The 23,389-nt window shown below is 61.6% G+C and carries 19 protein-coding genes and 1 pseudogene; 11 read left to right on the top strand and 9 right to left on the bottom strand.

What is annotated here, in order from left to right; translation table 11 throughout:
* Nucleotides 1-12 precede the first annotated feature (12 nt).
* Nucleotides 13-4,788, bottom strand: coding sequence for an NAD-glutamate dehydrogenase (locus ATY78_RS18955; protein WP_088683856.1), 4,776 nt, complete (start codon nucleotides 4,786-4,788; stop codon nucleotides 13-15).
* Between the two features lie 276 nt (nucleotides 4,789-5,064).
* On the opposite strand from ATY78_RS18955, the gene pdxY reads away from it, so the two are divergent.
* The 3 genes from pdxY to ATY78_RS18935 all read left to right on the top strand — a co-directional run bounded on the left by pdxY (nucleotide 5,065) and on the right by ATY78_RS18935 (nucleotide 8,361).
* Nucleotides 5,065-5,940 (top strand): pyridoxal kinase PdxY, encoded by an 876-nt coding sequence (gene pdxY / locus ATY78_RS18945; protein ID WP_088683855.1) that lies wholly within the window; start codon nucleotides 5,065-5,067, stop codon nucleotides 5,938-5,940.
* Between the two features lie 72 nt (nucleotides 5,941-6,012).
* Nucleotides 6,013-6,654, top strand: a complete 642-nt coding sequence (locus ATY78_RS18940; protein WP_088683854.1) for a carbonic anhydrase — start codon at nucleotides 6,013-6,015, stop codon at nucleotides 6,652-6,654.
* Between the two features lie 96 nt (nucleotides 6,655-6,750).
* Nucleotides 6,751-8,361 carry a GGDEF domain-containing protein gene (locus ATY78_RS18935; protein ID WP_088683853.1) on the top strand — a complete coding sequence of 537 codons (1,611 nt, stop codon included), beginning with the start codon at nucleotides 6,751-6,753 and terminating at the stop codon, nucleotides 8,359-8,361.
* Between the two features lie 48 nt (nucleotides 8,362-8,409).
* Here ATY78_RS18935 and ATY78_RS18930 read toward each other — a convergent pair whose 3' ends face one another.
* The 3 genes and pseudogenes from ATY78_RS18930 to ATY78_RS29055 all read right to left on the bottom strand — a co-directional run bounded on the left by ATY78_RS18930 (nucleotide 8,410) and on the right by ATY78_RS29055 (nucleotide 10,743).
* Nucleotides 8,410-9,234: a lytic murein transglycosylase gene (locus ATY78_RS18930; protein WP_088683852.1), complete on the bottom strand. Its 825-nt coding sequence runs from the start codon at nucleotides 9,232-9,234 to the stop codon at nucleotides 8,410-8,412.
* Between the two features lie 165 nt (nucleotides 9,235-9,399).
* Nucleotides 9,400-10,434, bottom strand: a complete 1,035-nt coding sequence (locus ATY78_RS18925; RefSeq protein ID WP_008528643.1) for an aspartate-semialdehyde dehydrogenase — start codon at nucleotides 10,432-10,434, stop codon at nucleotides 9,400-9,402.
* Nucleotides 10,435-10,544: 110 nt separating this feature from the next.
* Nucleotides 10,545-10,743: pseudogene (locus tag ATY78_RS29055) on the bottom strand (hypothetical protein).
* Between the two features lie 103 nt (nucleotides 10,744-10,846).
* Here ATY78_RS29055 and ATY78_RS18920 point away from each other — a divergent pair.
* From ATY78_RS18920 to ATY78_RS18900, 5 genes are all read left to right on the top strand, one after another.
* The gene (locus ATY78_RS18920) at nucleotides 10,847-12,601 is read left to right on the top strand and encodes an alkaline phosphatase (RefSeq protein ID WP_088683851.1); all 1,755 of its coding nucleotides are present in this window, start codon (nucleotides 10,847-10,849) and stop codon (nucleotides 12,599-12,601) included.
* A gap of 95 nt (nucleotides 12,602-12,696) precedes the next feature.
* Nucleotides 12,697-13,158 carry a hypothetical protein gene (locus tag ATY78_RS18915; protein ID WP_088683850.1) on the top strand — a complete coding sequence of 154 codons (462 nt, stop codon included), beginning with the start codon at nucleotides 12,697-12,699 and terminating at the stop codon, nucleotides 13,156-13,158.
* 6 nt (nucleotides 13,159-13,164) lie between these two features.
* Nucleotides 13,165-13,857: an ABC transporter ATP-binding protein gene (locus tag ATY78_RS18910; RefSeq protein ID WP_088683849.1), complete on the top strand. Its 693-nt coding sequence runs from the start codon at nucleotides 13,165-13,167 to the stop codon at nucleotides 13,855-13,857.
* A complete protein-coding gene (locus ATY78_RS18905) occupies nucleotides 13,854-15,122 on the top strand; it encodes an ABC transporter permease (protein ID WP_088683848.1) in 1,269 nt (422 codons plus the stop codon). The genes ATY78_RS18910 and ATY78_RS18905 overlap by 4 nt, the downstream gene beginning before the upstream one ends.
* 182 nt (nucleotides 15,123-15,304) lie before the next feature.
* On the top strand, nucleotides 15,305-17,191 hold the full coding sequence (locus tag ATY78_RS18900) for an MFS transporter (RefSeq protein ID WP_088683847.1): 1,887 nt from the start codon (nucleotides 15,305-15,307) through the stop codon (nucleotides 17,189-17,191).
* A 43-nt stretch (nucleotides 17,192-17,234) separates the two neighbouring features.
* On the opposite strand, the gene lpxE is transcribed toward ATY78_RS18900, so the two are convergent.
* Nucleotides 17,235-17,987 carry a lipid A 1-phosphatase LpxE gene (gene lpxE, locus ATY78_RS18895; RefSeq protein WP_190237491.1) on the bottom strand — a complete coding sequence of 251 codons (753 nt, stop codon included), beginning with the start codon at nucleotides 17,985-17,987 and terminating at the stop codon, nucleotides 17,235-17,237.
* A 178-nt stretch (nucleotides 17,988-18,165) separates the two neighbouring features.
* Nucleotides 18,166-19,278: a 3-isopropylmalate dehydrogenase gene (leuB, locus tag ATY78_RS18890; protein WP_088683845.1), complete on the bottom strand. Its 1,113-nt coding sequence runs from the start codon at nucleotides 19,276-19,278 to the stop codon at nucleotides 18,166-18,168.
* Between the two features lie 168 nt (nucleotides 19,279-19,446).
* On the opposite strand from leuB, the gene ATY78_RS18885 reads away from it, so the two are divergent.
* A complete protein-coding gene (locus ATY78_RS18885; protein ID WP_088683844.1) occupies nucleotides 19,447-20,379 on the top strand; it encodes a pyridoxal-phosphate dependent enzyme in 933 nt (310 codons plus the stop codon).
* Nucleotides 20,380-20,446: 67 nt separating this feature from the next.
* Here the strand turns inward: ATY78_RS18885 and leuD are convergent, their stop codons facing one another.
* The 3 genes from leuD to ATY78_RS18870 all read right to left on the bottom strand — a co-directional run bounded on the left by leuD (nucleotide 20,447) and on the right by ATY78_RS18870 (nucleotide 21,943).
* Nucleotides 20,447-21,055 carry a 3-isopropylmalate dehydratase small subunit gene (gene leuD, locus ATY78_RS18880; RefSeq protein ID WP_088683843.1) on the bottom strand — a complete coding sequence of 203 codons (609 nt, stop codon included), beginning with the start codon at nucleotides 21,053-21,055 and terminating at the stop codon, nucleotides 20,447-20,449.
* Between the two features lie 135 nt (nucleotides 21,056-21,190).
* Nucleotides 21,191-21,613, bottom strand: coding sequence for a VOC family protein (locus ATY78_RS18875; protein ID WP_088683842.1), 423 nt, complete (start codon nucleotides 21,611-21,613; stop codon nucleotides 21,191-21,193).
* 96 nt (nucleotides 21,614-21,709) lie between these two features.
* Nucleotides 21,710-21,943, bottom strand: a complete 234-nt coding sequence (locus tag ATY78_RS18870) for a hypothetical protein (protein WP_064696422.1) — start codon at nucleotides 21,941-21,943, stop codon at nucleotides 21,710-21,712.
* A gap of 113 nt (nucleotides 21,944-22,056) precedes the next feature.
* Between ATY78_RS18870 and ATY78_RS18865 the strand changes: the two genes are divergently transcribed.
* Nucleotides 22,057-22,962, top strand: a complete 906-nt coding sequence (locus ATY78_RS18865; RefSeq protein ID WP_088683841.1) for a CoA ester lyase — start codon at nucleotides 22,057-22,059, stop codon at nucleotides 22,960-22,962.
* Nucleotides 22,962-23,168 (top strand): DUF1737 domain-containing protein, encoded by a 207-nt coding sequence (locus ATY78_RS18860; protein ID WP_009996762.1) that lies wholly within the window; start codon nucleotides 22,962-22,964, stop codon nucleotides 23,166-23,168. The genes ATY78_RS18865 and ATY78_RS18860 overlap by 1 nt, the downstream gene beginning before the upstream one ends.
* Nucleotides 23,169-23,389 lie beyond the last annotated feature (221 nt).

Here is a 23,389-nt window from a genome sequence, read left to right as displayed (position 1 = left end):
CAGCGGACTGTCTCACCTCACCCGGTCGCGCGCAAGATCGGTCAGGATACCTGCAGCAACGGTAATACGCGCAAGATTGGGATCGCCGCCGTCGCTGAGGCTCGAAAGCTCCTCGACGATACGGTTGATCCGGATGCGATCCTGCGCATGCCAGGCCTGAACGGGCAGCTTCTCCTTGCCGTGGTCGGAAAGGGCGGAGATGACGATGTCACGCCTTGCGCTGGCGATCTGGTCGATGCTGCGGGCAAGCGCCAGGTTCTCGTAATGATCGGAGGTAAGGATGCGTCCGCCGGCCGCCAGCAGCCGGGCGATGCGGAAGGTCTGCGACACCGCGAAGTAATTCTCTGCGGCGCGCACCAGCGGCTCACCGGTACGCTCGGCGATCTGCATGATCTCGGGCACCAGCGCGAAGCTGTGGAGATTGGCGATCTCGGCGGCGAGTTTTTCGGGCACGCCGGCCTGCGCATATTCCGCCTGTCGCGTCGCGACATCGGCGGCCGACTGTTCGGCGAAGACAGGTTTCAGCTTCTTCAATGCTGCCTGCAGCCGGCTAATCACTTCGGCCATGTCGGCCTTGGCCATACCGGTCTTCAGGAGCAGGCGCGTCAGCACGATGAAGCTGTGGCTGATCTCCTCATAGATGCGGTTCTGCATCTCGCCGGAAACCTTGCCGTCGAGAGCGTCCGTTTCGGCCCAGAGCCGGTTCAGGTCGAAACCGTCGCGGGCGACGATCGCGGCGCGTACGACTTCCGGCGCCGAAGCCGCCGTCGCATCCATCATGGCAACGGTGAAGCTCGGCCCGCCGCGGTTGATCGCCTCGTTGGCAAGCACCGTCGCGACGATTTCGCGCTTCAGCCGGTGGCCAGCGATATCGCCGGCGTTCGACTTCTGCATCTTCACGGGGAAGTAATTGGAAAGTGTTGCGGTGAAATAGGGATCGTCGGGCAGGTCGCTTGCAGCAAGCGCATCGAAGAGCACGATCTTGGCATAGGATACCAGCACGCCGATTTCCGGCCGGGTCAGCGGCTTGCCGGCGGCATAACGCTCGGCAAGTGTGGCGTCGTCAGGCAAGGTCTCGACCTTGCGGTTCAGCTGCTTGGCGCCTTCGAGAACCGTCATGAAACGCGCAAGTTCCAGGCCGTTGGCCGTGCCCTTGCGCTCCGTCAGCGAGATCGCCAGCGACTGCAGGTAATTGTTGCGCAGCACGAGGGAGGCGACTTCGTCGGTCATCGAGGAAAGAAGCTGGTCGCGTTTCGCGCGCGTCAGGCGCCCGTCATGCATGGCGGCCGCCAGCGCGATCTTGATATTGACCTCGACGTCCGAGGTGTTGACGCCGGCCGAGTTGTCGATGGCGTCGGAGTTGCAGCGTCCACCCTTGAGGCCGTAGGCGATGCGGCCCTTCTGTGTGACGCCGAGGTTTGCGCCCTCGCCGATCACCTTGGCGCGCACTTCTGTCGCGGTGACGCGGATCGGGTCGTTGGCGCGGTCGCCGACTTCGGTGTCGGTTTCGGACGGAGCCTTCACATAGGTGCCGATGCCGCCGAACCAGAGCAGGTCGACCGGGCTTTTCAGGATCGCCGTCATGATCTCGAAGGGGGTGGCCACCGCCTTGTCGATGCCGATCGCGGCAACCGCTTCCGGCGTCAGCGTGACCGATTTCGCGGCGCGGGAAATGATCATCGCGCCTTTCGAAAGCACGCTTTTGTCGAAATCCTGCCAGCTCGAGCGCGGCAGGTTGAAGAGCCGCTGACGTTCGGCCAGCGTCTTTTCCATGTCGGGATCGGGATCGATGACGATGTCGCGGTGATCGAAGGCGGCAATGAGCCTGATCTTGGGAGAGAGCAGCATGCCGTTGCCGAAGACGTCGCCCGACATGTCGCCGACGCCGGCGACGGTGAAGGGCGTCGTCTGGATGTCGATATCCATTTCGCGGAAATGGCGTTTCACGGTTTCCCAGGCGCCGCGGGCGGTGATGCCCATCTTCTTATGGTCATATCCGGCCGAGCCGCCGGAGGCGAAGGCGTCGTCCAGCCAGAAACCGGCTTCCTGCGCCAGCGCATTGGCGGTGTCGGAGAAGGTTGCCGTGCCCTTGTCAGCGGCGACGACGAAATAGGGATCGTCGCCATCCAATCTCACCGTATCCTTCGGCGGCACGATCTCGGCGCCGGAGATGTTGTCGGTGATCGACAGCAGCGTGCGGATATAGGTCTTGTAAGCCTCGCGGCCTGCATTGAAGATTTCGTCGCGGCTGCCGCCGACCGGAAGCTTCTTCGGATAGAAGCCGCCCTTGGCGCCGACAGGCACGATGACCGCGTTCTTCACCTGCTGCGCCTTGACGAGGCCGAGCACTTCGGTGCGGTAGTCTTCGGCGCGATCAGACCAGCGCAGGCCGCCGCGCGCCACCTTGCCGAAGCGCAGGTGCACGCCTTCGACCTCGACGCCGTAAACGAACATCTCGCGGAAGGGTTTCGGCTCCGGCAGCCCGTCGACAAGATGCGGATCGAGCTTGAAGGCCAGCATCGCCTTCGGCGAACCGTCCTGGTTCTTCTGGAAATAATTGGTGCGCAGCGTCGCATCGACGATATTGACGTAGCGGCGCAGGATACGGTCGTCGTCCAGGCTCGGGACGTCGGCGAGTTCGGCTTCGATCGCCTGGTGCAGCTCGGCAAGCTTCTTCACACGGGCCTTTTCCGAAAGCCTGGTGTCGAGCGTGTCGTGGAAGAGGCGGAAGATGGCGCCGGCAATCCTTGGATATTTGTCGAGCGTCGTTGCGATATAATCCTGCGAATAGGCGATGCCGGCCTGGCGGAGATAACGCGCATAGGCACGCAGCACGTTGGCTTCACGCGCCGAAAGCCCGGCCGACAGGATCAGCCGGTTGAAGCTGTCATTGTCGATCGTGCCGGCGAAGGCAGCGACGAAAGCTTCCTCGAGGGCCGCGCCGTAACGGTGCAGATCGATTTCGCTGCCGGTGCGGGTCTCGAGCTCCATGTCGTGCAGCACCACGAGTTTCGTTTGTCCGTCGGCGGACTGCACGCCGATGTCGAAGGTGCGTTCGCTGACGACATTGAAGCCGAGATTTTCCAGAAGCGGCACGCGGCGCGACAGCGCCAGCTGACCGCCGGAATGGAAGATCTTCAGCGACAGGACGCGGCCCTGTTCTTCCTGGCGATGATAAAACTGGATACGGAGCGGTTCGCCGGCAGCGCAGGCGCCGATATCGGCGAGGTCGGCAACGGTTTCCTCGGGCGTGAAGGAATCCTGGAAGGCCTGATCGACCGACAGCTTCGGCGCCTTGGGTCCGGCGAGCGCTTCGAAACGATCGTCCCAACGGGCGGTGATCTCGCGGATCGTCTGCTCCAGCTTCGCCTGCGGGATGCGCGGCGTCTTGCCGCCGGAGCGGCCGATGATGAAATGCACGCGGGCGACGCCGCCTTCCGGGAAGGCCGGGTAATAGGCCGAGACACGGCCGTCATAGACGGTTTTCAGATAGGTGCCGATCCGCTCGCGCACGATCGAGTCATACTCCTCGCGCGGCACGTAGACGATCACCGAGACGAAACGGTCGAAATGGTCGATGCGCGGCAGGGCGCGCACGCGTGGCCGGTCGGCGAGATCGTTGATCTGCTCGGCAAAGCTTGCAAGCAGCGTCGTATCGATCTGGAAAAGATCGTCGCGCGGATAGGATTCCAGCGTGTTGTCGAGCATGCGGCCGGAATGGCTCATCGGGTCGAAGCCGAAATGCTCCTTCACTTTCTCGATCTTGGAACGCAGCAGCGGGATCTCGGAGGCGAGCGAGGTGTAGGCCGTCGAGGTGAAGAGACCGACGATGCGGAGTTCCCCTGTGACGTTGCCTTGCGCGTCGAAGCGTTTGACGCCGACATAATCCATATAGGCCCGGCGATGGACGATCGATTTCACATTCGCCTTGGTGACGATCAGGTAGTCGGGACCGTCGAGGAAGGCAAGGATCTCGGGCGTCGTCGTCACGGCATCCTTGCCGGTGCGCAGCACGAGAACATCCGGATTGGAGAGAATGCCGAGGCCGGCCCCCTTGTCGCGCTCGACCTTGGCGTCGGCGCCCTTGCCGGAATAGACATATTCCCGCATGCCGAGGAAAGTGAAATTCTCGTCGCGCAGCCAGGTCAGAAAGGCGACCGCCTCGGCGTGCTCGGCTTTCCTGCGGCCAGCGCCATTTGCCGCAAGCTCGGCGATCACGCCGTCGAGCTTGGCAAGCATCGGCTTCCAGTCGGAAACCGACAGCCGGACCTGTTCGAGCACGGTCTGGATGCGTTTGACGAGATCGGCGGCCTGGCTGGAATTGAGTGGCGCAATATGAAGCTGGATATGGCTGACACGCGCGGCGGGATCGCTCGGATGGTCGGCGGAATAAAGCGTGGGCGCCTTGCCCTTTTCGATCACCAGGATGGGATGCACGGCCATGAAGAGATCGCGGTGGGTGCTCGTCACCTCGCCCATGACCGATTCATAGAGGAAAGGCATGTTCCGGTCGGTGACCGAGAGCACCGAAACGGCGGTGCCGCCAGGCGTGACATCGGCAATGGTGTCGATGCTGACGCGCGGCGCCTTGCCGTTCCAGGCGGCGAGTTCCCTGGCTGAATGCACGGCGGAGAGCGCCAGCATCTCAGGCGTATAGAGTTCGAGATCGTCATTGCTGGCCCGGCCGAAGAGAATCTCCGGATCGAGATGCGGCTCGCCTGTCGCCTTGGCGATCTTCTGCGCGCTTTCGATCTGCTTTTCTCGTTTCGGATTGTTTCTGGCAGCCATGAATCGCCTCCCGCAATAGACTGATTTTCTGCAAGCTAGCAGAAGATTCCCCGAAAAAATCTCTAAAATAGAGGCTTGAGGAACCGCTTTGATGCTTTTTTGATGCTGAAAATGGGAATTTGTTAGAGATTTTTCCGCTTTCGTGGCCAAAACGAACGGAAAGACCTCTCTTCCGGTTTTTCGTTCCGCCGCACATTTCCACGCTCACGTGAAGAATGGTTGACAGCGCGGCTTCAAAAAGATCATCAAACGCCATCATCATTCGGACCTTGTATCATGTCGGAAAATGCAGCGGGCGCAGTCATCGTCATCTCCAGTCATGTGGTGCGCGGCTCGGTGGGAAACCGTGCGGCCGTCTTTGCGCTGGAGACGCTCGGTCATCCGGTCTGGGCGCTGCCGACCGTCGTTCTGCCCTGGCATCCCGGTCACGGCCGCTCGACGCGGCTGACATTTGCGGAAGCCGATTTCGATGCGGCGATCGACGACCTGATCCGCGCGCCCTGGATCGGTGAAGTGAAGGCGGTGCTTTCAGGCTATTTCGGCAATGCCGCCCAGGCACGCTCTGTCGCTCGCCTCATCGGCGCGCTGAGGCAAGACAATCCCGAGCTCATCTATGTCTGTGATCCCGTCATGGGCGATCTCGGCGGCCTTTATGTGCCGCAGGCGACCGCAGAGGCCATTCGCGATCATCTGATTCCGCTTGCCTCGCTCGCCACGCCGAACCGCTACGAACTCGCATGGCTTTCGGGGGCGGCGCTGGAAGATAACACCGCCATCATGGAGGCGGCGCTGGCGCTCGGGCCGTCGCGCATGCTCGTCACGTCGGCCGTGCCGATGATGTCAGGGGGCACCGGCAATCTCTATCTGTCCGGCCGCCACGCGCTTCTCGCCGAGCATCGCGTCGTCGACAATCCGCCGAACGGTCTCGGTGACCTGCTTGCCGCCGTCTTTCTCTCGCGTCTCCTGTCCGGTCTCGAAGACGAAAAGGCGCTGCAGCTTGCCACCGCGAGCGTCTTCGAGGTACTTGCGCGCGCCGTCAAGCGCGGCAGCAACGAGCTGATGCTGGCTAGCGATGCCTCCAGCCTTTCGACGCCAATGGCGATGGTGCAGATGCGTCGGCTCATGCATCCCGCGCAGCGGCGGAAAAAATGACGCATTTGCCGATTCATTCATTTTGCGGTGCAGCAGTTGATCTTGTCTTCGGCGCGCGCTAATCCAGAAGGCATGCAGCGTTTTCCAACACCTCTTCTGGACGGCTACCGCAACTTCATGAACGGGCGTTATGCCGACGCCCGCGACAGGTATCGGCAGCTTGCTGAAAACGGCCAGAGTCCGAGCACCTTGGTCATTGCCTGTTCGGACTCGCGAGCGGCGCCGGAGCTGATCTTCGATGCCGGCCCGGGCGAACTCTTCGTCATCCGCAACGTCGCCAACATGGTGCCGCCCTACGAGCCGGACGGCCATTTCCATTCGACGTCGGCCGCGCTCGAATTTGCCGTTCAGGCGCTGAAGGTGTCTGATATCGTCGTGATGGGTCATGGGCGCTGCGGCGGTATCCGCGCGGCTCTCGATCCGAATGCCGAGCCGCTGTCGCCCGGTGATTTCATCGGCCGCTGGATGTCGCTGGTCAAACCCGCCGCCGAGCAGATCCAGAGCAACGACGTCATGACGGCTGCGGAGCGCCAGACGGCGCTGGAGCGCGTCTCCATCCGCAATTCGATCGACAATCTCAGAACCTTCCCCGATATCAAGGCGCTCGAGGAAGCGGGAAAGATGCATCTTCACGGCGCCTGGTTCGATATCTCCACCGGTGAACTCTGGGTCATGGACGCCGAAACGCGTGACTTCATTCGTCCTGAAATCTAGGGACGTGCCGCTTTATCAGTTCTTTAAGAATTATTGATAAGCTGGTCCTTGATTGGTCGCGCACGACCGACATTTGGATCACCGTGGCGATTGGCGATGAAGTTCGAAACCATCAAAAAGGTTATCCTGGCCGCAATCATGCTGCCTTTCGTCTTCATGGTCATTGAAGGCGTCATCCTCTTACGTTCTTCGGTCAAGGAATACAGGGATCTTGAGAAGGACCGGCAATTTGCCGATGTGCTTGCCCGCGGCGGGTCCATCGCCGCCACCGAGATTCTGACTGAAATCAGCGCCACCCGCCGCTACATCGCCCAGCCCAGCGAGCCGGCTGCCGCCGAAATGCAGCGGAGCCGGGCGATGCTCGATCAAGAACGTCGCGCCTTCTATGCCAGCCTGCCCTCCCGCGATGTGCTGGATGAGGGGCTCGTGGATGAATTATCGGCTCTCAACCTTGCTTACAGCCGCATCGTGGCCGCACGAAGCGCCGTCGACCAGGGCCGTTATGCCCGCAGCGACCCCGGCTATATCTATTGGTATGCGGCCCAGAAGCAGCTTGCCGTCGTCGATGCGCTTTCGCCGCTGATCAGCGATCCGGTACTGCTGCAGAAATCCAATCAGCTGATGGGCATTCTGCTGACCTATTACGGCGAAAGGCTGATCACCATCGTCGGCACCCGTTATCTCGACCAGGGCTCCTCCGCCCGCTTTCCGGTGGAACTGTTCGTGCAGGGCAAGGTCATGCTCAACGAAGGGATGGACCATATGGTCTTTCATTCCTCGGACTCAACCGTGCGCGACATCGTCGCCTATCTCGGCCGCAGCAGTCAGGTGAAAGCGAACGCGATCACCGATTCCATCCTCGCCGGATCGCGGCCGACGAACGCAGTGCGCGACATCTGGGCTGCCGCGCAGAACGAGCGCATGGCCTTCCTGCAGCAGAAGCTCGTCGATGCCGCCAATGATATCCACGACACCGGTGAGGGCCTTTCGACGCGCGCCCACATTCACCTGACGCTGATCCTGTCGCTCTGTGCGGGCCTGCTCATTCTCGCCACGCTGGTGATGCTATTGGCAGCACGGGGCCTGCGGCTGATCGACCGGCTGACGCGTGACCGCGAGACGCTGGTCGGAGAGTTGCGCAACGCTGCCCAGACCGACCTTCTGACCGGACTCTATAACAGGCGCGGTTTCGAGGTTGCCGCATCGGCGCTTCTCACCCAGGCCGAACACGGATCGCGCTGGATCTCGGTCGTGCTCTTCGATCTCGATCATTTCAAGAAGATCAACGATATCAACGGCCATGACGCAGGCGATGCCGTATTGCGGCATGTCGCGCGTGTGGCGCGGGAGAATTTCCGTTCCTTTGATCTGCTGGTGCGCCATGGCGGCGAGGAATTCCTGGCGCTGCTGCCGGATTCGACGCCTGATGACGCTGCAAAGGTTGCCGAGCGCGTGCGGCTGGCGATCGAGGCGGCGGAAATCCCGCTGGCGAGCGGCGAACTCCTCAAGGTCACGGCAAGTTTCGGGTGCGTCGGCCGGGCAAATGAGGCCTTCAACAGGAACTTCGAGGATCTGGTCAAACGCGCCGATCTGGCGCTCTACGCCGCCAAGGCTTCCGGCCGCAACTGCGTCGTTTCGGGACCGACCGTGCCGGCGCCGGAAGAGCGGCGCAAGGCGGCGTCCGGCGGCTTTGATTCCCGCATATGAAAAACGCCGCATTGCAGCGGCGTTTCCGGTATCGTTACCGATGAAAGCTTATCTGCCGGCGTCGATCTGCTCGCCGATATAGGCGATCGCCTGCTGGTAGACACTGGCTGCGTTCCAGCCCTGGATGGCGGCGAAATTCGGTTCTCCCGGCTGATAGCCGGCGCCGGGGCGCCAGCCATGGCCCTTGAGGAAGTTCGCTGTCGAGGCCAGCGCATCGGCGCGGGAGCCGACCATGTCGACGCGGCCGTCGCCGTCGCCGTCGGCGCCGAAGCGGACGACATTGCGCGGCAGAAACTGCGTCTGGCCGATCTCACCATGAGCCGCGCCCTTGGCCTGCGGGCTCAGATAACCCTCGGAGACGAGCTGAAGGGCGGCATAGAGCTGGTCGGTGAAATATTCCGAACGGCGGCAGTCGTAAGCAAGGGTCGAAACGGCCGACAGCGTATGCTGATTGCCCATATAGCTGCCAAAACCGGTCTCCATGCCCCAGATCGCGATCAGCGGGCCGGCCGGAACGCCGAAACGGCGCTCGATCGAGGCAAAAAGCGCCTGGTTGGCGGCCTTCATGCTGCGGCCGCGGGAGATGACGGCAGCCCCTCCGCGCTTCTTCATGAACGCGTCGAAGGACAGTTTGAAGCTTTTCTGGCCGCGGTCGGCGGCGATCGTCGGCTTGTTGTAGCTGACATTGGCAAAGGCGCGGCTGAGGACCGACTGGCTGACGCCGTTGGCCGCCGCCGTTTGCTTGAAGTCGCTAACCCAGGCGTCGAAGCCGGCGCTGGTATTGCCGCATTGTGCGCCTTGCGCGAACGCCGGTACCGAATGGAGGACGCCCATTGCCGTGGCGGCCGCCAGAAAGAATTTTGTCATGCGCATTGAGAACCCCGCTCTCGATCTGCATAGCTTTTGGCCGGACAGAGAATGCCAGCCACCAGCGATTTTGTCACGATCACCTTTCAGCGAGCGCTTACATGGCTGTGTCTGCCCGAAAAGCCCCGCTCATCGAGCAGGGCTTTAGCAGGTTATGGTTTACAAATGGTATCAGGCGGCCTGCTTGCGCGGCTTGACGAGGCCGCGATTGACGAGCAGTTCGGCGATCTGGATCGCGTTCAGCGCCGCGCCCTTGCGCAAGTTGTCTGAGACCACCCACATGTTGAGACCGTTTTCAACAGTCGCGTCCTCGCGGATACGCGAGATGTAGGTCGCGTCCTCGCCGGCGGATTCATACGGCGTGATGTAGCCGCCGTTTTCGCGCTTGTCGATGACGAGGCAGCCGGGCGCGTCGCGCAGGATGTCGCGGGCCTGGTCAGCGGTGATCTCGTTTTCGAACTCGATGTTGACCGATTCCGAATGGCCGATGAAGACGGGGACGCGCACGGCCGTGCAGGTCACCTTGATCTTCGGGTCGAGCATCTTCTTCGTTTCGGCCAGCACCTTCCACTCTTCCTTGGTGTAGCCGTCTTCCATGAAGCTATCGATGTGCGGAATGACGTTGAAGGCGATGCGCTTGGTGAACTTCTTGTTCTCGATCGGATCGGCAACGAAGACGGCGCGCGTCTGGTTGAAGAGCTCGTCCATGCCGTCCTTGCCGGCGCCGGAGACCGACTGGTAGGTCGAGACGACGACGCGCTTGATCTTGGCGAAGTCGTGCAGCGGCTTCAGTGCCACCACCAACTGGGCGGTCGAGCAATTCGGATTGGCGATGATGTTGCGCTTGGTGAACTGCGTGATCGCGTCGGGGTTTACTTCCGGCACGATCAGCGGCACGTCGGCGTCGTAACGCCAGGCCGAGGAATTGTCGATGACGACGCAGCCCTGCTGGCCGATCTTCGGCGAAAACTTCTTGGAGACCTCGCCGCCGGCCGACATCAGGCAGATGTCGGTATCGGAGAAATCGTAATTCTCCAGGTTGGAAACCTTCAGCGTCCGGTCCCCGTAGGAAACTTCGGTGCCCTGCGAACGGGCGGAGGCGAGCGCCACGACCTCATCGGCGGGGAAGCCTCGTTCGGAGAGGATGTTGAGCATCTCCCGGCCGACATTTCCGGTCGCTCCCGCAACTGCTACTTTGAAACCCATTTCTCAAGCTCTCTTTCTCTTCTCTCCTCTGTCCGGTGAGGGGAAAGGCGCGAATAATCGCGTCTTCCTGTCCCCAGCCGAGCCGGGGAGAGAGCGGCAGGCCAGAGACGTCAGACGGTTTTCGTCGTCGTTTTGGCCTTGGTTTTGGCAGAAACCGGAACGGCAATATCCACCCCGGCAACCCGTGCCCGGTCATTGCATTCAGCAATGGCGTGTTCGTCGCGAACCATGGAGATTTCCTTTTCCGCTGTTGCTCTTAGAAGGTTTTCCACAGGAGTCAAGGTTTTTGCTGAGGGCGCCTGCGGCCAGGAGGGGCGGTGCCGATCCTGCGACCTTTTGTCATGCCATTGTCATCCCCGGCGGGTATCCCGGCCAGGTTGTCAATTCTCTGCACCGAAAACGGGGGTTTTCCATGCGTACGCTTCTCGCCGCCTTTGCGGCCACCACCATCCTCGCAGGCGCCGCTCAGGCGACGACGGTCTATCCGCTTGACCGCGCGACGATTCTCGTCGGTTCGCCGTTCGATTTCAAGGTCGAGCTCAACAAGCAGGTCAAGCCTGAGGACGTGAAGATCACCGTCAACGGCCAGGATTACAAGACCGTTCTCGGAAGCGAGGCGCAGTTCGTCGAGCTGGAAAAGGGCAAGGAAGACAAGGCTCTCGGCTCCGCTCTCCTGCTGCGCGGCCTGAAGATTTCCGCTCCCGGCGCCTACAAGGTCGAGGTCGCCGCCGGCGACGAAACCAAGTCCGTCACCTGGAACGTTTACGAAACCGCGGCCCAGCCGAAGGCCAAGAACATCATCTTTCTGCTCGGCGACGGCCTTTCCGTCGCGCATCGCACCGCCGCCCGCATCATGTCCAAGGGCATGACCGAGGGCAAGGCGAATGGCCGCCTTAATATGGACGATCTCGACCATATGGCCTTCATCGGCACGTCTTCGACGAATGCCGTCGCCACGGATTCGGCCAACACCATGTCGGCCTACATGACGGGCCACAAGACGGCCGTCAACGCGCTCGGCGTTTATGCCGACCGCACGCCGTCCTCGCTCGATGACCCGCGAGTCGAAACCATCGCGGAAGCCGTTCGCCGCATGACCAAGAAGTCGATCGGCATCGTTGCGACGGCTGAAGTCGAGGATGCTACGCCGGCTGCCGTCGTTTCCCATACCCGCAACCGCAACGACAAGGCCGATGTCGTCGGCATGCTGCTCGACGTCAAGCCGGAAGTCCTCCTCGGCGGCGGTTCGGCCTATTTCCTGGGCAAGGAGGTCGCCGGTTCCAAGCGCAAGGACAACCAGGATTACATTAAGCTGTTCCAGGACGCCGGCTACAAGCTTGCGACCGACAAGAACGAGCTTGCAGCCAATGCATCGGCTGAAGGCAATCTCCTCGGCCTCTTCCACACCGGCAACATGGACGTGACGCTCGACCGGGAATTCCTGAAGAAGGGCACGGTCGACAAGTTCCCGAACCAGCCGGGTCTCGTCGAGATGACCAAGGTCGCGCTCGATCGCCTTTCCAAGAATCCGGAAGGTTTCTTCCTGATGGTCGAAGGTTCCTCGATCGACAAGATGTCCCATCCGCTGGACTGGGATCGCGCCGTCGTCGATACCATCGAATTCGACAAGGCTATCGGCGTCGCCCGCGAATTCCAGAAGGCTCATCCCGATACGCTGATCGTCGTCACCGGCGACCATACGCACGGCGTTTCCATCATCGGCACGGTCGATGACGAGAAGCCCGGCACGGAAATGCGCGAAAAGGTCGGGACCTATGCCGAGGCCGGCTTCCCGAACTACAAGGACGAAAACGGCGACGGCTATCCGGACAAAATCGACGTCAGCCGCCGCCTGTTCCTGAGCGCCAATAACGGCCCCGATCACTACGAGACCTTCCGTCCGAAGCTCGACGGCCCGTTCGTTCCGGCCGTCCAGAACGAGAAGAAGGAATATGTCGCCAACGAGCAGTATAAGGATGTTCCAGGCGCCGTCTTCGTCCAGGGCAATCTTCCGAAGAGCAGCGAAAGCGGCGTTCACGCCGTCGACGACGTCGTCCTGCAGTCGGCCGGTCCCGGTGCCGAAGGCTTCCACGGCTACATGGAACAGAGCGACGTCTACCACGTCCTCGCCGACACTTTCGCCCTCGGCGCCAAGCAGACGAACTGATTGAAGATCCCGCAAGGCCGCTTGCCGGCCTTGTCTCTTTCATCGATCATGATCCCGGCCGTTCAACGGCCGGGATTTGTTTCCTGGAGATCGCCATGGATATATTCTCTTCGCTGCATCTCAGCCGCCGCCGGTTGATTGGCGCCGCCATTGCGCTCCCCTTTACGGTGTCTGCTGTTCGCGCCGCCGACCCATCGCTTTCTTTCAACGAGCTCTACGGCAAGTTCGGCGTGCTCGGCCTCGAATTTTCCGACAAGGTGAAGCGTCTTGCCGGCCAGGACATCAGCATGAAGGGCTTCATGGCGCCGCCGCTGAAGGCCGAGGCCCAATTTTTCGTGCTGACCGAAGTGCCGATGTCGCTCTGCCCCTTCTGTTCTTCGGATGCTGACTGGCCTGACAATATCGTTGTCGTTTACCTATCGGAAAAGCAGACGTTCGTGCAGCCGCGCCAGACGATCGAAGTGCGCGGCACGCTCGAATATGGTTCTTGGACCGATCCGGAAACCGGCTTCGTCAGCCTGCTGCGCATCCGCCAGGCCGAATATTTCGCGGCCTGAACCGATATGCTGGCTCTCGATATCGAAAATCTGACCGTCACCTTTCCAGGCCTGTCTTCACCGGCGCTGGCGATCGGCCGCCTGTCGATCGAGGCCGGCAGCAGGGTTGCCATCACAGGTGCGTCCGGCTCCGGCAAGAGCACCTTCGTCAATATCGTCACCGGGCTGGAGCGGACACGGCAGGGCCGCATCCGCTGGAATGGCGAGGATATTGCCGGTTTTTCCGAAAGCCGGCGCGATCGGTTCCGCGCTGCCAATATCGGCCTGGTCATGCAGGAGTTCCATCTCTTCCCCGGCCTGTCGGCGGTGGAAAACGTCCTTCTGCCCGCGCGTCTTGCCGGCGCTGCCACGGCCGATATCGTTGAGCGGGCGCATGCGCTCTTGAGCACGGTCGGCCTTTCCCGCTCCGGCCAGAAGATCGAGACCATGTCGCGCGGCGAGATGCAGCGCGTGGCGATCGCCCGCGCACTGCTGCGCAAGCCCGGCGTCATCATTGCCGACGAGCCGACCGCGAGCCTCGATGCCGAAAGCGGCGAAGCCGTCGGAGATCTCATCCTCGATCTCGCCATTGCCGAAGGCAGCACGCTGATCGTGGTGTCGCACGACCAGCGCCTGACTAGCCGCCTCGACCGGCGCATCACCTTCGGCTCCGGCCGGATCAGCGGAGATTCCGCTGTAGCGGCAGGGGAGGCTGCATGATCCGCTTCATCCTCACCGATCTTCGCCGCCTCTGGGCGGGGTCGCTCGTTGTCGTGCTGCTGGTGGCGCTTGCGACCGCGCTCGGCGTTTCCGTCGTGCTGCAGGAGCGGGCGCTTCGTCTCGGCAGTGCGCGTGCCGCCGACAAGTTCGATCTCGTCATCGGCGCCGGCGGCAGCGAAACGCAGCTCGTGCTGTCCTCCGTGTTCCTGCAGCCGTCGCCTTTGCCGCTGATGCCGGGCGAGGTTCTGGCCAGGCTTGCCGCCGATCCACGCGTCGATTGGGCCGCTCCGATCGGCTTCGGCGATTCCTTCTCCGGCTATCCGATCATCGGTACGACGGTGGTGCTGGCCGACAAGCTTTCCGGCGGCTTGGCCGAGGGCAAGGTTTTCGCGCGCGAGGGAGAGGCGGTGATCGGCTCTGCCGTGAAGCTTTCGCTCGGCGGCGAGATCAAGCCGATGCATGGTTCGGCGGAAGAAGGTGGCGAGACCCATACCGAACTCGTCTATCATGTCGCGGGCCGTCTGCGGCCGACGGGCACCGCCTGGGACCGGGCCATCCTCGTTCCGATTCAGGCCGTCTGGCATATCCATGGCCTGGGAGAGGAGCATGCGGAAGGCGCCGAGGAGGCCGGGCACGATCATGAGCCGGCGGGCGCCGATCACGATGCGCATGAGCATCACGGCGAAATCGACCCCGATGCCGCGCTCAACGAGGTTTGGAGCGCGGATGCGCCCGGCCTTCCGGCCATCCTGGTCAAGCCGAAGACGATCGCCGACGCCTATAAGCTGAGGCAGGACTATCGCAGCGGCAATACCGTCGCCGTCTTTCCCGGCGAGGTGCTGACCAATCTCTACGCCACGCTCGGCGACGCCAAGCAGATCCTCGTTGCGGTCGCTTCCGGCTCGCAGGCTCTCGTCGCGGCCTCGCTTGTCCTGGTCACGGTCATTCATATCGGCCAGCGCCGCCGCCAGATCGGGGCGCTGAGGGCCTTCGGTGCCCCGCGCGGGGCGATCTTCGGTATCGTCTGGCTGGAATTCTTCCTGCTGGTGGTGGTCGGCGTCGGGGTCGGATTCGCAATCGGGTTTTCCGCAGCGCTGACCTTGTCGGGCCTGTTCTCGCAGACGAGCGGCATCGCCATGCCTGTCGGCTTTGCTCGTGAAGATCTCGGGCTTGCAGGGGTGCTGCTTGGCTTTGCCGCGATTCTCGCCGCGCTGCCGGCCGTGCTGGCCTATCGGCAATCGCCGGCCCAGGCGCTGAGAGCGTAGCCGCGGGAGCTATGCCTTGGATAACCAAGCGAATCGTCATTAGACTAAAGTCATAATCCCAAAGCCTCTCTCTTTGCGGGCCATGTTTTCTGGCACACTCCCGTCAGGCGTGTCGCGGCCGGGGATTTGCTTTGAGGAGAGTAGGTCGCGCGCGTTGCTCATCATTCTGTGGAGGACAGACAATGGCAAATGTCGCAAGCATGGACGGCGCGAAGGCCGGTCCGATGACGGGCGAGGAGAAGAAGGTCATCTTCGCTTCTTCGCTCGGCACCGTTTTCGAATGGTACGATTTCTATCTTTACGGTTCGCTCGCCACCTATATCGGTGCGACCTACTTCACCCAATATCCTGAGGCAACGCGCAACATCTTCACGCTGCTCGCCTTCGCCGCCGGCTTCCTGGTGCGTCCCTTCGGCGCCTTGGTGTTCGGCCGTCTCGGCGATCTCGTCGGCCGCAAATACACCTTCCTGATCACGATCCTGATCATGGGTTTCTCGACCTTCCTCGTCGGTATCCTGCCGGGGGCGGCCACCATCGGCATCGCGGCACCGATCGTCCTGATCGGTCTTCGCCTGCTCCAGGGCCTTGCGCTCGGCGGTGAATATGGCGGTGCGGCAACCTATGTCGCCGAACATGCGCCGAACGGGCGCCGCGGCTATTTCACCTCCTGGATCCAGACGACGGCGACGCTCGGCCTGTTCCTGTCGCTGATCGTCATCATCCTGGTGCAGTCGCTGATGGGTCCGGTTCAATTCGCCGCCTGGGGCTGGCGTATTCCGTTCCTGGTCTCGGTCGTCCTGCTCGGAATTTCCGTCTGGATTCGCCTGAAGATGAACGAATCGCCTGCGTTCCAGCGCATGAAGGCTGAAGGCAAGGGCTCCAAGGCGCCGCTGACCGAAGCTTTCGGGCAATGGAAGAACGCCAAGATCGCGCTCATCGCGCTTCTCGGCGCCACCATGGGCCAGGCAGTCGTCTGGTACGGCGGTCAGTTCTATGCGCTGTTCTTCCTGCAGAACGTGCTGAAGGTCGATCTTTTCTCGGCCAATGTGATGGTCGCCATCGCACTCTTCCTCGGCACGCCGTTCTTCGTCATCTTCGGTGGTCTTTCCGACAAGATCGGCCGCAAGCCGATCATCATGGCGGGTCTTCTCATCGCGGCGGTGACCTATAATCCGCTGTTCAAGGCGATGACCTGGACGGCAAACCCGGCGCTTGCCGAAGCACAGGCCTCGATCCGCGCGACGGTTACGGCCGATCCCTCGGATTGCAAATTCCAGTTCAACCCGACGGGCACGTCCAAGTTCACCAGCTCCTGCGACGTGGCGACGGCGTTCCTGACGAAGAACTCGGTGCCTTACGATGTCGTGCCCGGTCTGGCCGGACAGCCGGCAACGGTGAAGGTCGGCAATGAGACGATTGCGAGCTTCGACGCCGTTGCCGCCGGCGACAAGGCGAAGGGCATGACCGCCGCCTTCGAAAAGGGCGTCAACATCGCTCTCCATGATGCCGGCTATCCGCTGAAGCGCGGCGCCGCCAAGGTGCCGGATTCCAAGCTCGATGCCTTCATCGCCGCCAATCCGGAACTGGCGCTCAATGCCGAATCCGTGCGTGCCGGCGAGAAGGAAACCGTGCCGGCCGCCAAGCTGGTCGAAGGCAAACTGCTGACGGCGGATGAGGCCAATGGCGTCACCGACATGGCTGTCTACAACATCGCCAATGGCGGCAGCTTCGCCATGGTCGCCGATCCCGCCCGCGTCAACTGGGTCGGCACGATCGCCATCCTGTTCGTCCTCGTCCTCTATGTGACGATGGTCTACGGTCCGATCGCCGCCCTTCTGGTCGAGCTCTTCCCGACCCGCATCCGCTATACCGGCATGTCGCTGCCCTATCACATCGGCAACGGCTGGTTCGGCGGCCTGCTGCCGGCAACGGCCTTCGCAATGAGCGCCGCCGCGGGCGATATCTATTACGGTCTCTGGTATCCGATCGTCTTTGCAGCGATCACGCTGGTGATCGGCCTGATCTTCCTGCCGGAAACGAAGAACAGAGATATCCACGCAATGGATTGATTACACGGTCGAACGTGAGAAGCTTGAGAAAAAGGCCCGGCGCTCACAAGGCGCCGGGCTTTTCCATGTCCGGAAACAGGCGCTTGGCGAGCGGCCAGCCGTCCGGCGCCAGTTTGAAGAGCAGGCCGCAGCGGGCATAGACGATCGCCGTCAGCAGCGAGAACCAGGCGCCGAAGGCAAGGCCGGCGATGACATCGCTCGGATAGTGGGCGCCGACCATGACACGCGTCATGCCGAGCCAGATGGCAGAGGCGATGAAGGCAACGCGGTAGCGCGGGAAGAGAAGCGCAAAGGCGGCGAAGAAAGCGCCGACCGTGGTGGAATGGCCGGACGGAAAGCTTTCGAAAGCGGCGTGGCCCGAAAAGGGTGTGAAGGAAAAGATGCCGTAATCGTGGAAGTGGTCGGGGCGCGCCCTGCCGATCGCCCGCTTCAGCAGATTGGCGAGAAGCCCGGAGAAGACCACCGTGGTGAAGAGGTAAGCGCCGATCCAGCTGACATAGAGCGCCTGCGCCTTGGAGCGCGCCGTCTTCAACAGTCTGTAGCCTGCCCTGCCCTGAAAGAAGAGCAGGATACTGGTGTAGATCAGCCAGGCGGAATCGCCGAAACCGGTCAGCATTTCGCCGAGCTGCTTCACCGGCGCGGAAGGCTCGCTGGCGCCGATCGGCGCATCGAAGAGCAGCATGGAAAGGATGACGGCATTGAGCGTGATGAAGAGGCAGGCCTGCCAGCGCAAAGGTGGCATGCCGACACCGCTCCGGCGCCAGCGCCTGTCCAGGGAAGCCCAAAATGCCCGCATTCCGTCGTCCGTTCGAATTTGCCGGGTTAGAATTCGGCGCAAAAATACACGAGATTGTGGCTGAGAATAGTCCGTTTCTGAGAATTCGGCCGATCCCGTTCAGGCGTCTCGGCCTTTCACGAAAAAGCCCTCCGCATGCGTGATGCGAAGGGCCGGATGCTGTTTCACGTGAAATATATCAGGCGGAAAGCGCCTTGAACTCGGCGAGGATCGCATCGCCCATCTCGACGGTGCCGACCTGCTTGCAGCCATCGGTCATGATATCGCCGGTGCGGATGCCCTTGTCGAGCACGTTGGCGATCGCCTTTTCCAGGTCGTCGGCTTCCTTCACCAGATTGAAGGAGTAGCGTAGGCACATCGCGAAGGAGGCGATCATGGCGATCGGGTTGGCGATGCCCTTGCCGGCGATGTCGGGGGCCGAGCCATGGACGGGCTCATAGAGCGCCTTGCGCTTGCCGGTCTTGCCGTCGGGCGCACCGAGCGAGGCCGAGGGCAGCATGCCGAGCGAGCCGGTCAGCATGGCGGCGACGTCGGAGAGCATGTCGCCGAACAGGTTGTCGGTGACGATGACGTCGAACTGCTTGGGCTGGCGCACCAGCTGCATGCCGCCGGCATCGGCCAGCATATGTTCCAGTTGTACGTCGGAATATTTCGCCTTGTGCGTTTCGGTGACCACCTGGTTCCAGAGCACGCCCGACTTCATGACGTTGCGCTTTTCCATGGAGCAGACGCGGTTCTGGCGCGTCCGGGCCATTTCGAAGGCGACGCCGGCGATGCGCTCGATCTCGTAGGTATCGTAGACCTGCGTATCGATGCCGCGCTTCTGGCCGTTGCCGAGGTCGATGATCTCCTTCGGTTCGCCGAAATAGACGCCGCCCGTCAGCTCGCGGATGATCAGGATGTCGAGACCTTCGACCAGTTCCGGCTTCAGCGAGGAGGCTGAGGCAAGCGCCGGATAGCAGATGGCCGGGCGCAGGTTCGCGAAAAGCTGCAGATCCTTGCGCAGGCGCAGCAGGCCGGCTTCCGGGCGCACGTCGTAAGGCACGCTATCCCATTTCGGGCCGCCGACGGCGCCGAAGAGAACGGCATCGGCGGCAAGCGCCTTCTGCATATCGCCTTCCGAGATCGCCGCGCCATGGGCATCGTAGGCAGAACCGCCGACAAGGCCCTCGTCAGTGACGAAACCGGCATCCATCGTCTCGTTCATATAGGCGATGATCTTGCGGACCTCGCCCATGGCCTCGGGACCGATGCCGTCACCCGGCAGCAGGAAAAGATTGCGCGCTGTCATGAAACCCTCCTGGGAAAAACAAGTTGCGGTTTCTTAGACCCCGCAATTGGGCATTTCAAGCGAGAGAAGCGGTGAATCGGTACGCTTCATTCCCGGTCGCGATGGTTGCTCCCGCACCCGCAAAGGGAATAGAACTGCTGTTGTAGCTTTATTTTCCGGATCTTTATCATGTCCTCAGCGCCTCTCCATCTCGACACGCCTTTGCTTCGGACATCCCCCGGCTACAGCGCCAGCGGCAAGCCGCTCTGGCTGAAGCTCGATGCGCTGCAGCCTTCCGGCAGCTTCAAGCTGCGCGGCGTCGGCCGGCTTTGTCAGTACGAAGTGGAACATGGCGCGCGCGAGATCTTCTGCGCTTCCGGCGGCAATGCCGGCATTGCCGCGGCTTATGCCGGCCGCGCGCTGGGTGTGCCGGTCACGATCGTCGTGCCGGAGACGACGGCGGCCGATGTCCGGCAGACGATCGCCGCAACGGGCGCGAATGTCCTGGTCCATGGATCGGTTTTCGATGAAGCCAATGCCCATGCGGTCGAACTCGCGAGGAGCCGCAAGGCGAGTTATGTGCACCCCTTCGATCATCCGCTTCTGTGGGACGGCCATGCCACGTTGATCGACGAGGTGGTGGCGAAGGGTGCGGCATTCGATTGCGTCGTCACCAGCGTCGGCGGCGGCGGATTGCTTGCCGGTATCGTCGAGGGGCTGAAACGGAACGGGCTTACCGATGTGCCCGTCATCGCCGTCGAAACCGAGGGGGCGGCTTCGCTGAATGCCAGTCTCCGGGCGAATGAGCGCGTCACCCTTCCCGCCATCACCTCGATTGCCAATTCGCTCGGCGCGCGGCAGGTGGCCCAGCATGTCTTCGACCTGCCGACACGGTATCCGATCGAAAGCGTTGTCGTCAGTGACGCCGATGCCGTGGCCGCCTGCCTGAAATTTGCCGATGCGCATCGCATCCTGGTCGAGCCGGCCTGCGGTGCGGCCCTTGCCGTTGCCGATGTGCATGCCGGCCTGCTTCAGCGCTTCGACAATCCGCTGATCGAAGTCTGCGGCGGCATCGGCGTGTCGCTCGAAAAGCTGAGGCTTTGGAAAGAGAAGTTTCTCTGATCCGGAAGGGCGCTGTAAAGAAAAAGCCGGGCGAAAGCCCGGCTTGATCGATAATCCATTGGGTGGCTCAGGCGGCCCAGGGATGCGAAGCGGCGTTCTTCTTCTCGAACTCGTCGATCGCCTTGCCCTTTTCCATGGTCAGGCCGATATCGTCGAGGCCGTTCAGCAGGCAGTGGCGCTTGAACTCGTCGAGATCGAACTTGATCGAGCCGCCATCGGGACCGGTGATTTCGAGGTTTTCGAGGTCGACCGTCAGAATAGCGTTGGAGCCGCGCGAGGCGTCGTCCATCAGCTTATCGAGATCTTCCTGGCTGACCTTGATCGGCAGGATGCCGTTCTTGAAGCAGTTGTTGTAGAAAATGTCGGCGAAGCTGGTGGAGATCACGCAGCGGATGCCGAAATCGAGCAGCGCCCACGGAGCATGCTCACGCGAGGAGCCGCAGCCGAAATTGTCGCCGGCGACCAGGATCTTGGCATCGCGGTAGGCGGCTTTGTTCAGCACGAAATCGGCATTTTCGGAGCCGTCTTCGTTGTAACGGGCTTCGGCGAAAAGGCCCTTGCCGAGACCGGTGCGCTTGATGGTCTTCAGATAGTCCTTCGGAATGATCATGTCGGTGTCGATGTTGACGACCGGCAGAGGCGCTGCAACGCCCGTGAGCTTCACGAATTTATCCATGACCCATGCTCCATTTCAGCAAAACGTACTTTCCTGAATGTGCATCTAGTCCAGTTTTTCGCTGAAATGAAGGAGAATCTTTCTAAAATGGCGGCCACGCGACGTTTCGCGCGGCCCGCCCATCGCTTGTGTCCATTACTTGGTGGGTGCGTTGAGGCCCCAGAGGACGCCGAAGGGATCACGAAGCTGGCCGTAGCGGTCGCCCCAGAACATCAGCTCGATAGGCATGACGACTTCGGCGCCGGCAGCCACGGCCCGCTCCCACCAGAAATCGATATCGTCGATGACAAGCTGGATGGCGAAGCCTTCATGGCCTTTGAAGGGATGGCCGTATTCGGGATAGGCATCCGCGAGCATGAGGGAGCTGCCGTTGATATAGAGGTGCACATGCATGGTGCGGCCGCTCTCGTCGACCGGCACCCTATGCGCTTCTTCGGCGCCGAAGGCTTTCTTGTAGAATTCCGCGGCTTTTACCGCGCCGTCGACCGTCAGATAGGGCAGCAGGCCATTCTTGACCGGCGGCATTTTGACCGGATTGTTTTCCGTATCCATGCTCATCCTCCATCGTTTTTGAGCGCCGGCTGAATGCCTGGCTGCTTCAAAGACGTATCATGGAAGCATGATCCGACAGTGTCGGTCAGTTTTTTAAGCGGCTTAGAGATCGATGATCGTGCCGCGGCCGTCGTTCCAGATGCGCATCTCCGGCTTACCGTTGTTTGCCTTGGCACGCACCGGGGCGGGCTTCATCTTCATCGAAAGCGCGCGGCCGACCATGAGCACGGTCAGAATACCGCCGACGGCGAGCGTCACCGAAAAGGTGAGAAGCAGCATGGCCACGAAAAAGGTGGCGCCGGCAAGCATGATGAAGATGGAGCGAATGTTCTGCATTGGTTTTAGACCTTTCTTCGGAAAGGAATGTGGTCCTTCTTTTTCTTCTCTGCAAGGCAAGCATGGCTTTTTGTTGTCTTGCCGGATTTTGCGAAGCTTGGCACTAATTGCTGATGAGCCGAACCATACCTCTCCGTTCCCTGCGTCTACGCCGCTCGGTGTTGAGCGTGCCCGCCATCAACGCGCGGGCGCTCGAAAAGAGCCATTCCCTTGATTGCGATGCCGTTATTTTCGATCTGGAGGATTCCGTCGCGCCCGAAAAGAAGGAAGAAGCGCGGGAAAATCTGAGACGTTTTTTTGCCGGGCCGCTGCTCGAGGGCAAGGAAAGGATCATCCGCATCAATTCTTTGTCATCCGAATTCGGGCCGGCGGATCTCGATCTGGTCAAGGACGTTTCGCCCGATGCCGTTCTGCTGCCGAAAGTGGACGAGCCGCAGGATGTCAGGGCGATTGGCGATCTACTGGCGGAAGCGGACGCTCCGGAGGAATTGCGTATCTGGGCGATGATCGAGACGCCGCGCGGCGTGCTGAATGTCGGGGCGATCGCCGAAGCCGGCCGCACGCCGGGAGCGCGGCTCGATTGCCTCGTCGTCGGCCTCAACGACCTGCGCAAGGAAACGGGCGTCCTGCCGCAGCCGGGGCGGATCTATCTCGTGCCCTGGCTGATGCAGGTCATCCTGGCGGTCAAGGCCTACGGGCTCGATGCACTCGACAGCGTCTTCAACGATTTCCGCGATGGCGAAGGCTTCGATGCCGAATGCGGACAGGGCCGCGCCATGGGTTTTGCCGGCAAGATGCTGATCCACCCCTCGCAGATTGAAGCCGCCAACCGGCATTTCGGGCCGAGCGCGGAGGAGATCGCGGAAGCCGAAGAAATCATATCAGCCTTTGCCGATCCGGCTGCCCAAGGCCTCAACGTCATCAATGCGAATGGGCGGATGGTCGAGCGGCTGCATCTTGTCCAGGCCGAAGCTCTGGTTCATAAAGTGCGCCTGATTTCCGCAAGAAAGCCCGCCTGATGAAACTCTACCGCTTCCTGACCGGTCCCGACGACGCTTCCTTCTGCCACAAGGTCACCGCCGCCCTCAACAAGGGCTGGTCGCTGGAGGGGTCGCCGACCTATGCCTTCAATGCCGCAACCGGCGCGATGCAATGCGGCCAGGCGGTCGTCAAGACTGTCGAAGGCAAGGATTACGATCCTGAGATGAAGCTTTCCGAGCAATAGCACCTTCTGCCGAACGCGCGGTTTAAAGCATGTCGCGCAAAAGTGTGCAGCGGTTGTCTAATCGCATTGCCTTAGTCAAGGCTGTTTTGTCATTAGGCATCGACGCCGCTTTTGGGGACGGCGTAGCGAGGGGGATTCGAATGTTTGGGCGATGTTGTCTTCAAAGCTGTCCAGCGCCGGGAGCAGGGTTGTCTGCGCGGTCGACACACGGTCGCCGCATG

Source organism: Rhizobium sp. R635 (assembly GCF_002211285.1).
GTDB lineage: Bacteria > Pseudomonadota > Alphaproteobacteria > Rhizobiales > Rhizobiaceae > Rhizobium.
Note: the sequence above shows the minus strand (reverse complement) of the source record. Positions and strands in the feature narration are given on the sequence as shown.

Bases quoted from the DNA above. Each gene is read 5' to 3' on its own strand.
- ATY78_RS18910 (WP_088683849.1), top strand. From the start codon at position 13,165: ATGCTGGCTCTCGATATCGAAAATCTGACCGTCACCTTTCCAGGCCTG.
- pdxY (WP_088683855.1), top strand. From the start codon at position 5,065: ATGTCGGAAAATGCAGCGGGCGCAGTCATCGTCATCTCCAGTCATGTG.
- ATY78_RS18955 (WP_088683856.1), bottom strand. From the start codon at position 4,788: ATGGCTGCCAGAAACAATCCGAAACGAGAAAAGCAGATCGAAAGCGCG.
- ATY78_RS18930 (WP_088683852.1), bottom strand. From the start codon at position 9,234: ATGCGCATGACAAAATTCTTTCTGGCGGCCGCCACGGCAATGGGCGTC.
- ATY78_RS18935 (WP_088683853.1), top strand. From the start codon at position 6,751: ATGAAGTTCGAAACCATCAAAAAGGTTATCCTGGCCGCAATCATGCTG.
- ATY78_RS18940 (WP_088683854.1), top strand. From the start codon at position 6,013: ATGCAGCGTTTTCCAACACCTCTTCTGGACGGCTACCGCAACTTCATG.
- leuD (WP_088683843.1), bottom strand. From the start codon at position 21,055: ATGGATAAATTCGTGAAGCTCACGGGCGTTGCAGCGCCTCTGCCGGTC.
- ATY78_RS18870 (WP_064696422.1), bottom strand. From the start codon at position 21,943: ATGCAGAACATTCGCTCCATCTTCATCATGCTTGCCGGCGCCACCTTT.
- ATY78_RS18920 (WP_088683851.1), top strand. From the start codon at position 10,847: ATGCGTACGCTTCTCGCCGCCTTTGCGGCCACCACCATCCTCGCAGGC.
- ATY78_RS18900 (WP_088683847.1), top strand. From the start codon at position 15,305: ATGGCAAATGTCGCAAGCATGGACGGCGCGAAGGCCGGTCCGATGACG.
- ATY78_RS18925 (WP_008528643.1), bottom strand. From the start codon at position 10,434: ATGGGTTTCAAAGTAGCAGTTGCGGGAGCGACCGGAAATGTCGGCCGG.
- ATY78_RS18865 (WP_088683841.1), top strand. From the start codon at position 22,057: ATGAGCCGAACCATACCTCTCCGTTCCCTGCGTCTACGCCGCTCGGTG.
- ATY78_RS18860 (WP_009996762.1), top strand. From the start codon at position 22,962: ATGAAACTCTACCGCTTCCTGACCGGTCCCGACGACGCTTCCTTCTGC.
- lpxE (WP_190237491.1), bottom strand. From the start codon at position 17,987: ATGCGGGCATTTTGGGCTTCCCTGGACAGGCGCTGGCGCCGGAGCGGT.
- leuB (WP_088683845.1), bottom strand. From the start codon at position 19,278: ATGACAGCGCGCAATCTTTTCCTGCTGCCGGGTGACGGCATCGGTCCC.
- ATY78_RS18885 (WP_088683844.1), top strand. From the start codon at position 19,447: ATGTCCTCAGCGCCTCTCCATCTCGACACGCCTTTGCTTCGGACATCC.
- ATY78_RS18915 (WP_088683850.1), top strand. From the start codon at position 12,697: ATGGATATATTCTCTTCGCTGCATCTCAGCCGCCGCCGGTTGATTGGC.
- ATY78_RS18905 (WP_088683848.1), top strand. From the start codon at position 13,854: ATGATCCGCTTCATCCTCACCGATCTTCGCCGCCTCTGGGCGGGGTCG.
- ATY78_RS18875 (WP_088683842.1), bottom strand. From the start codon at position 21,613: ATGAGCATGGATACGGAAAACAATCCGGTCAAAATGCCGCCGGTCAAG.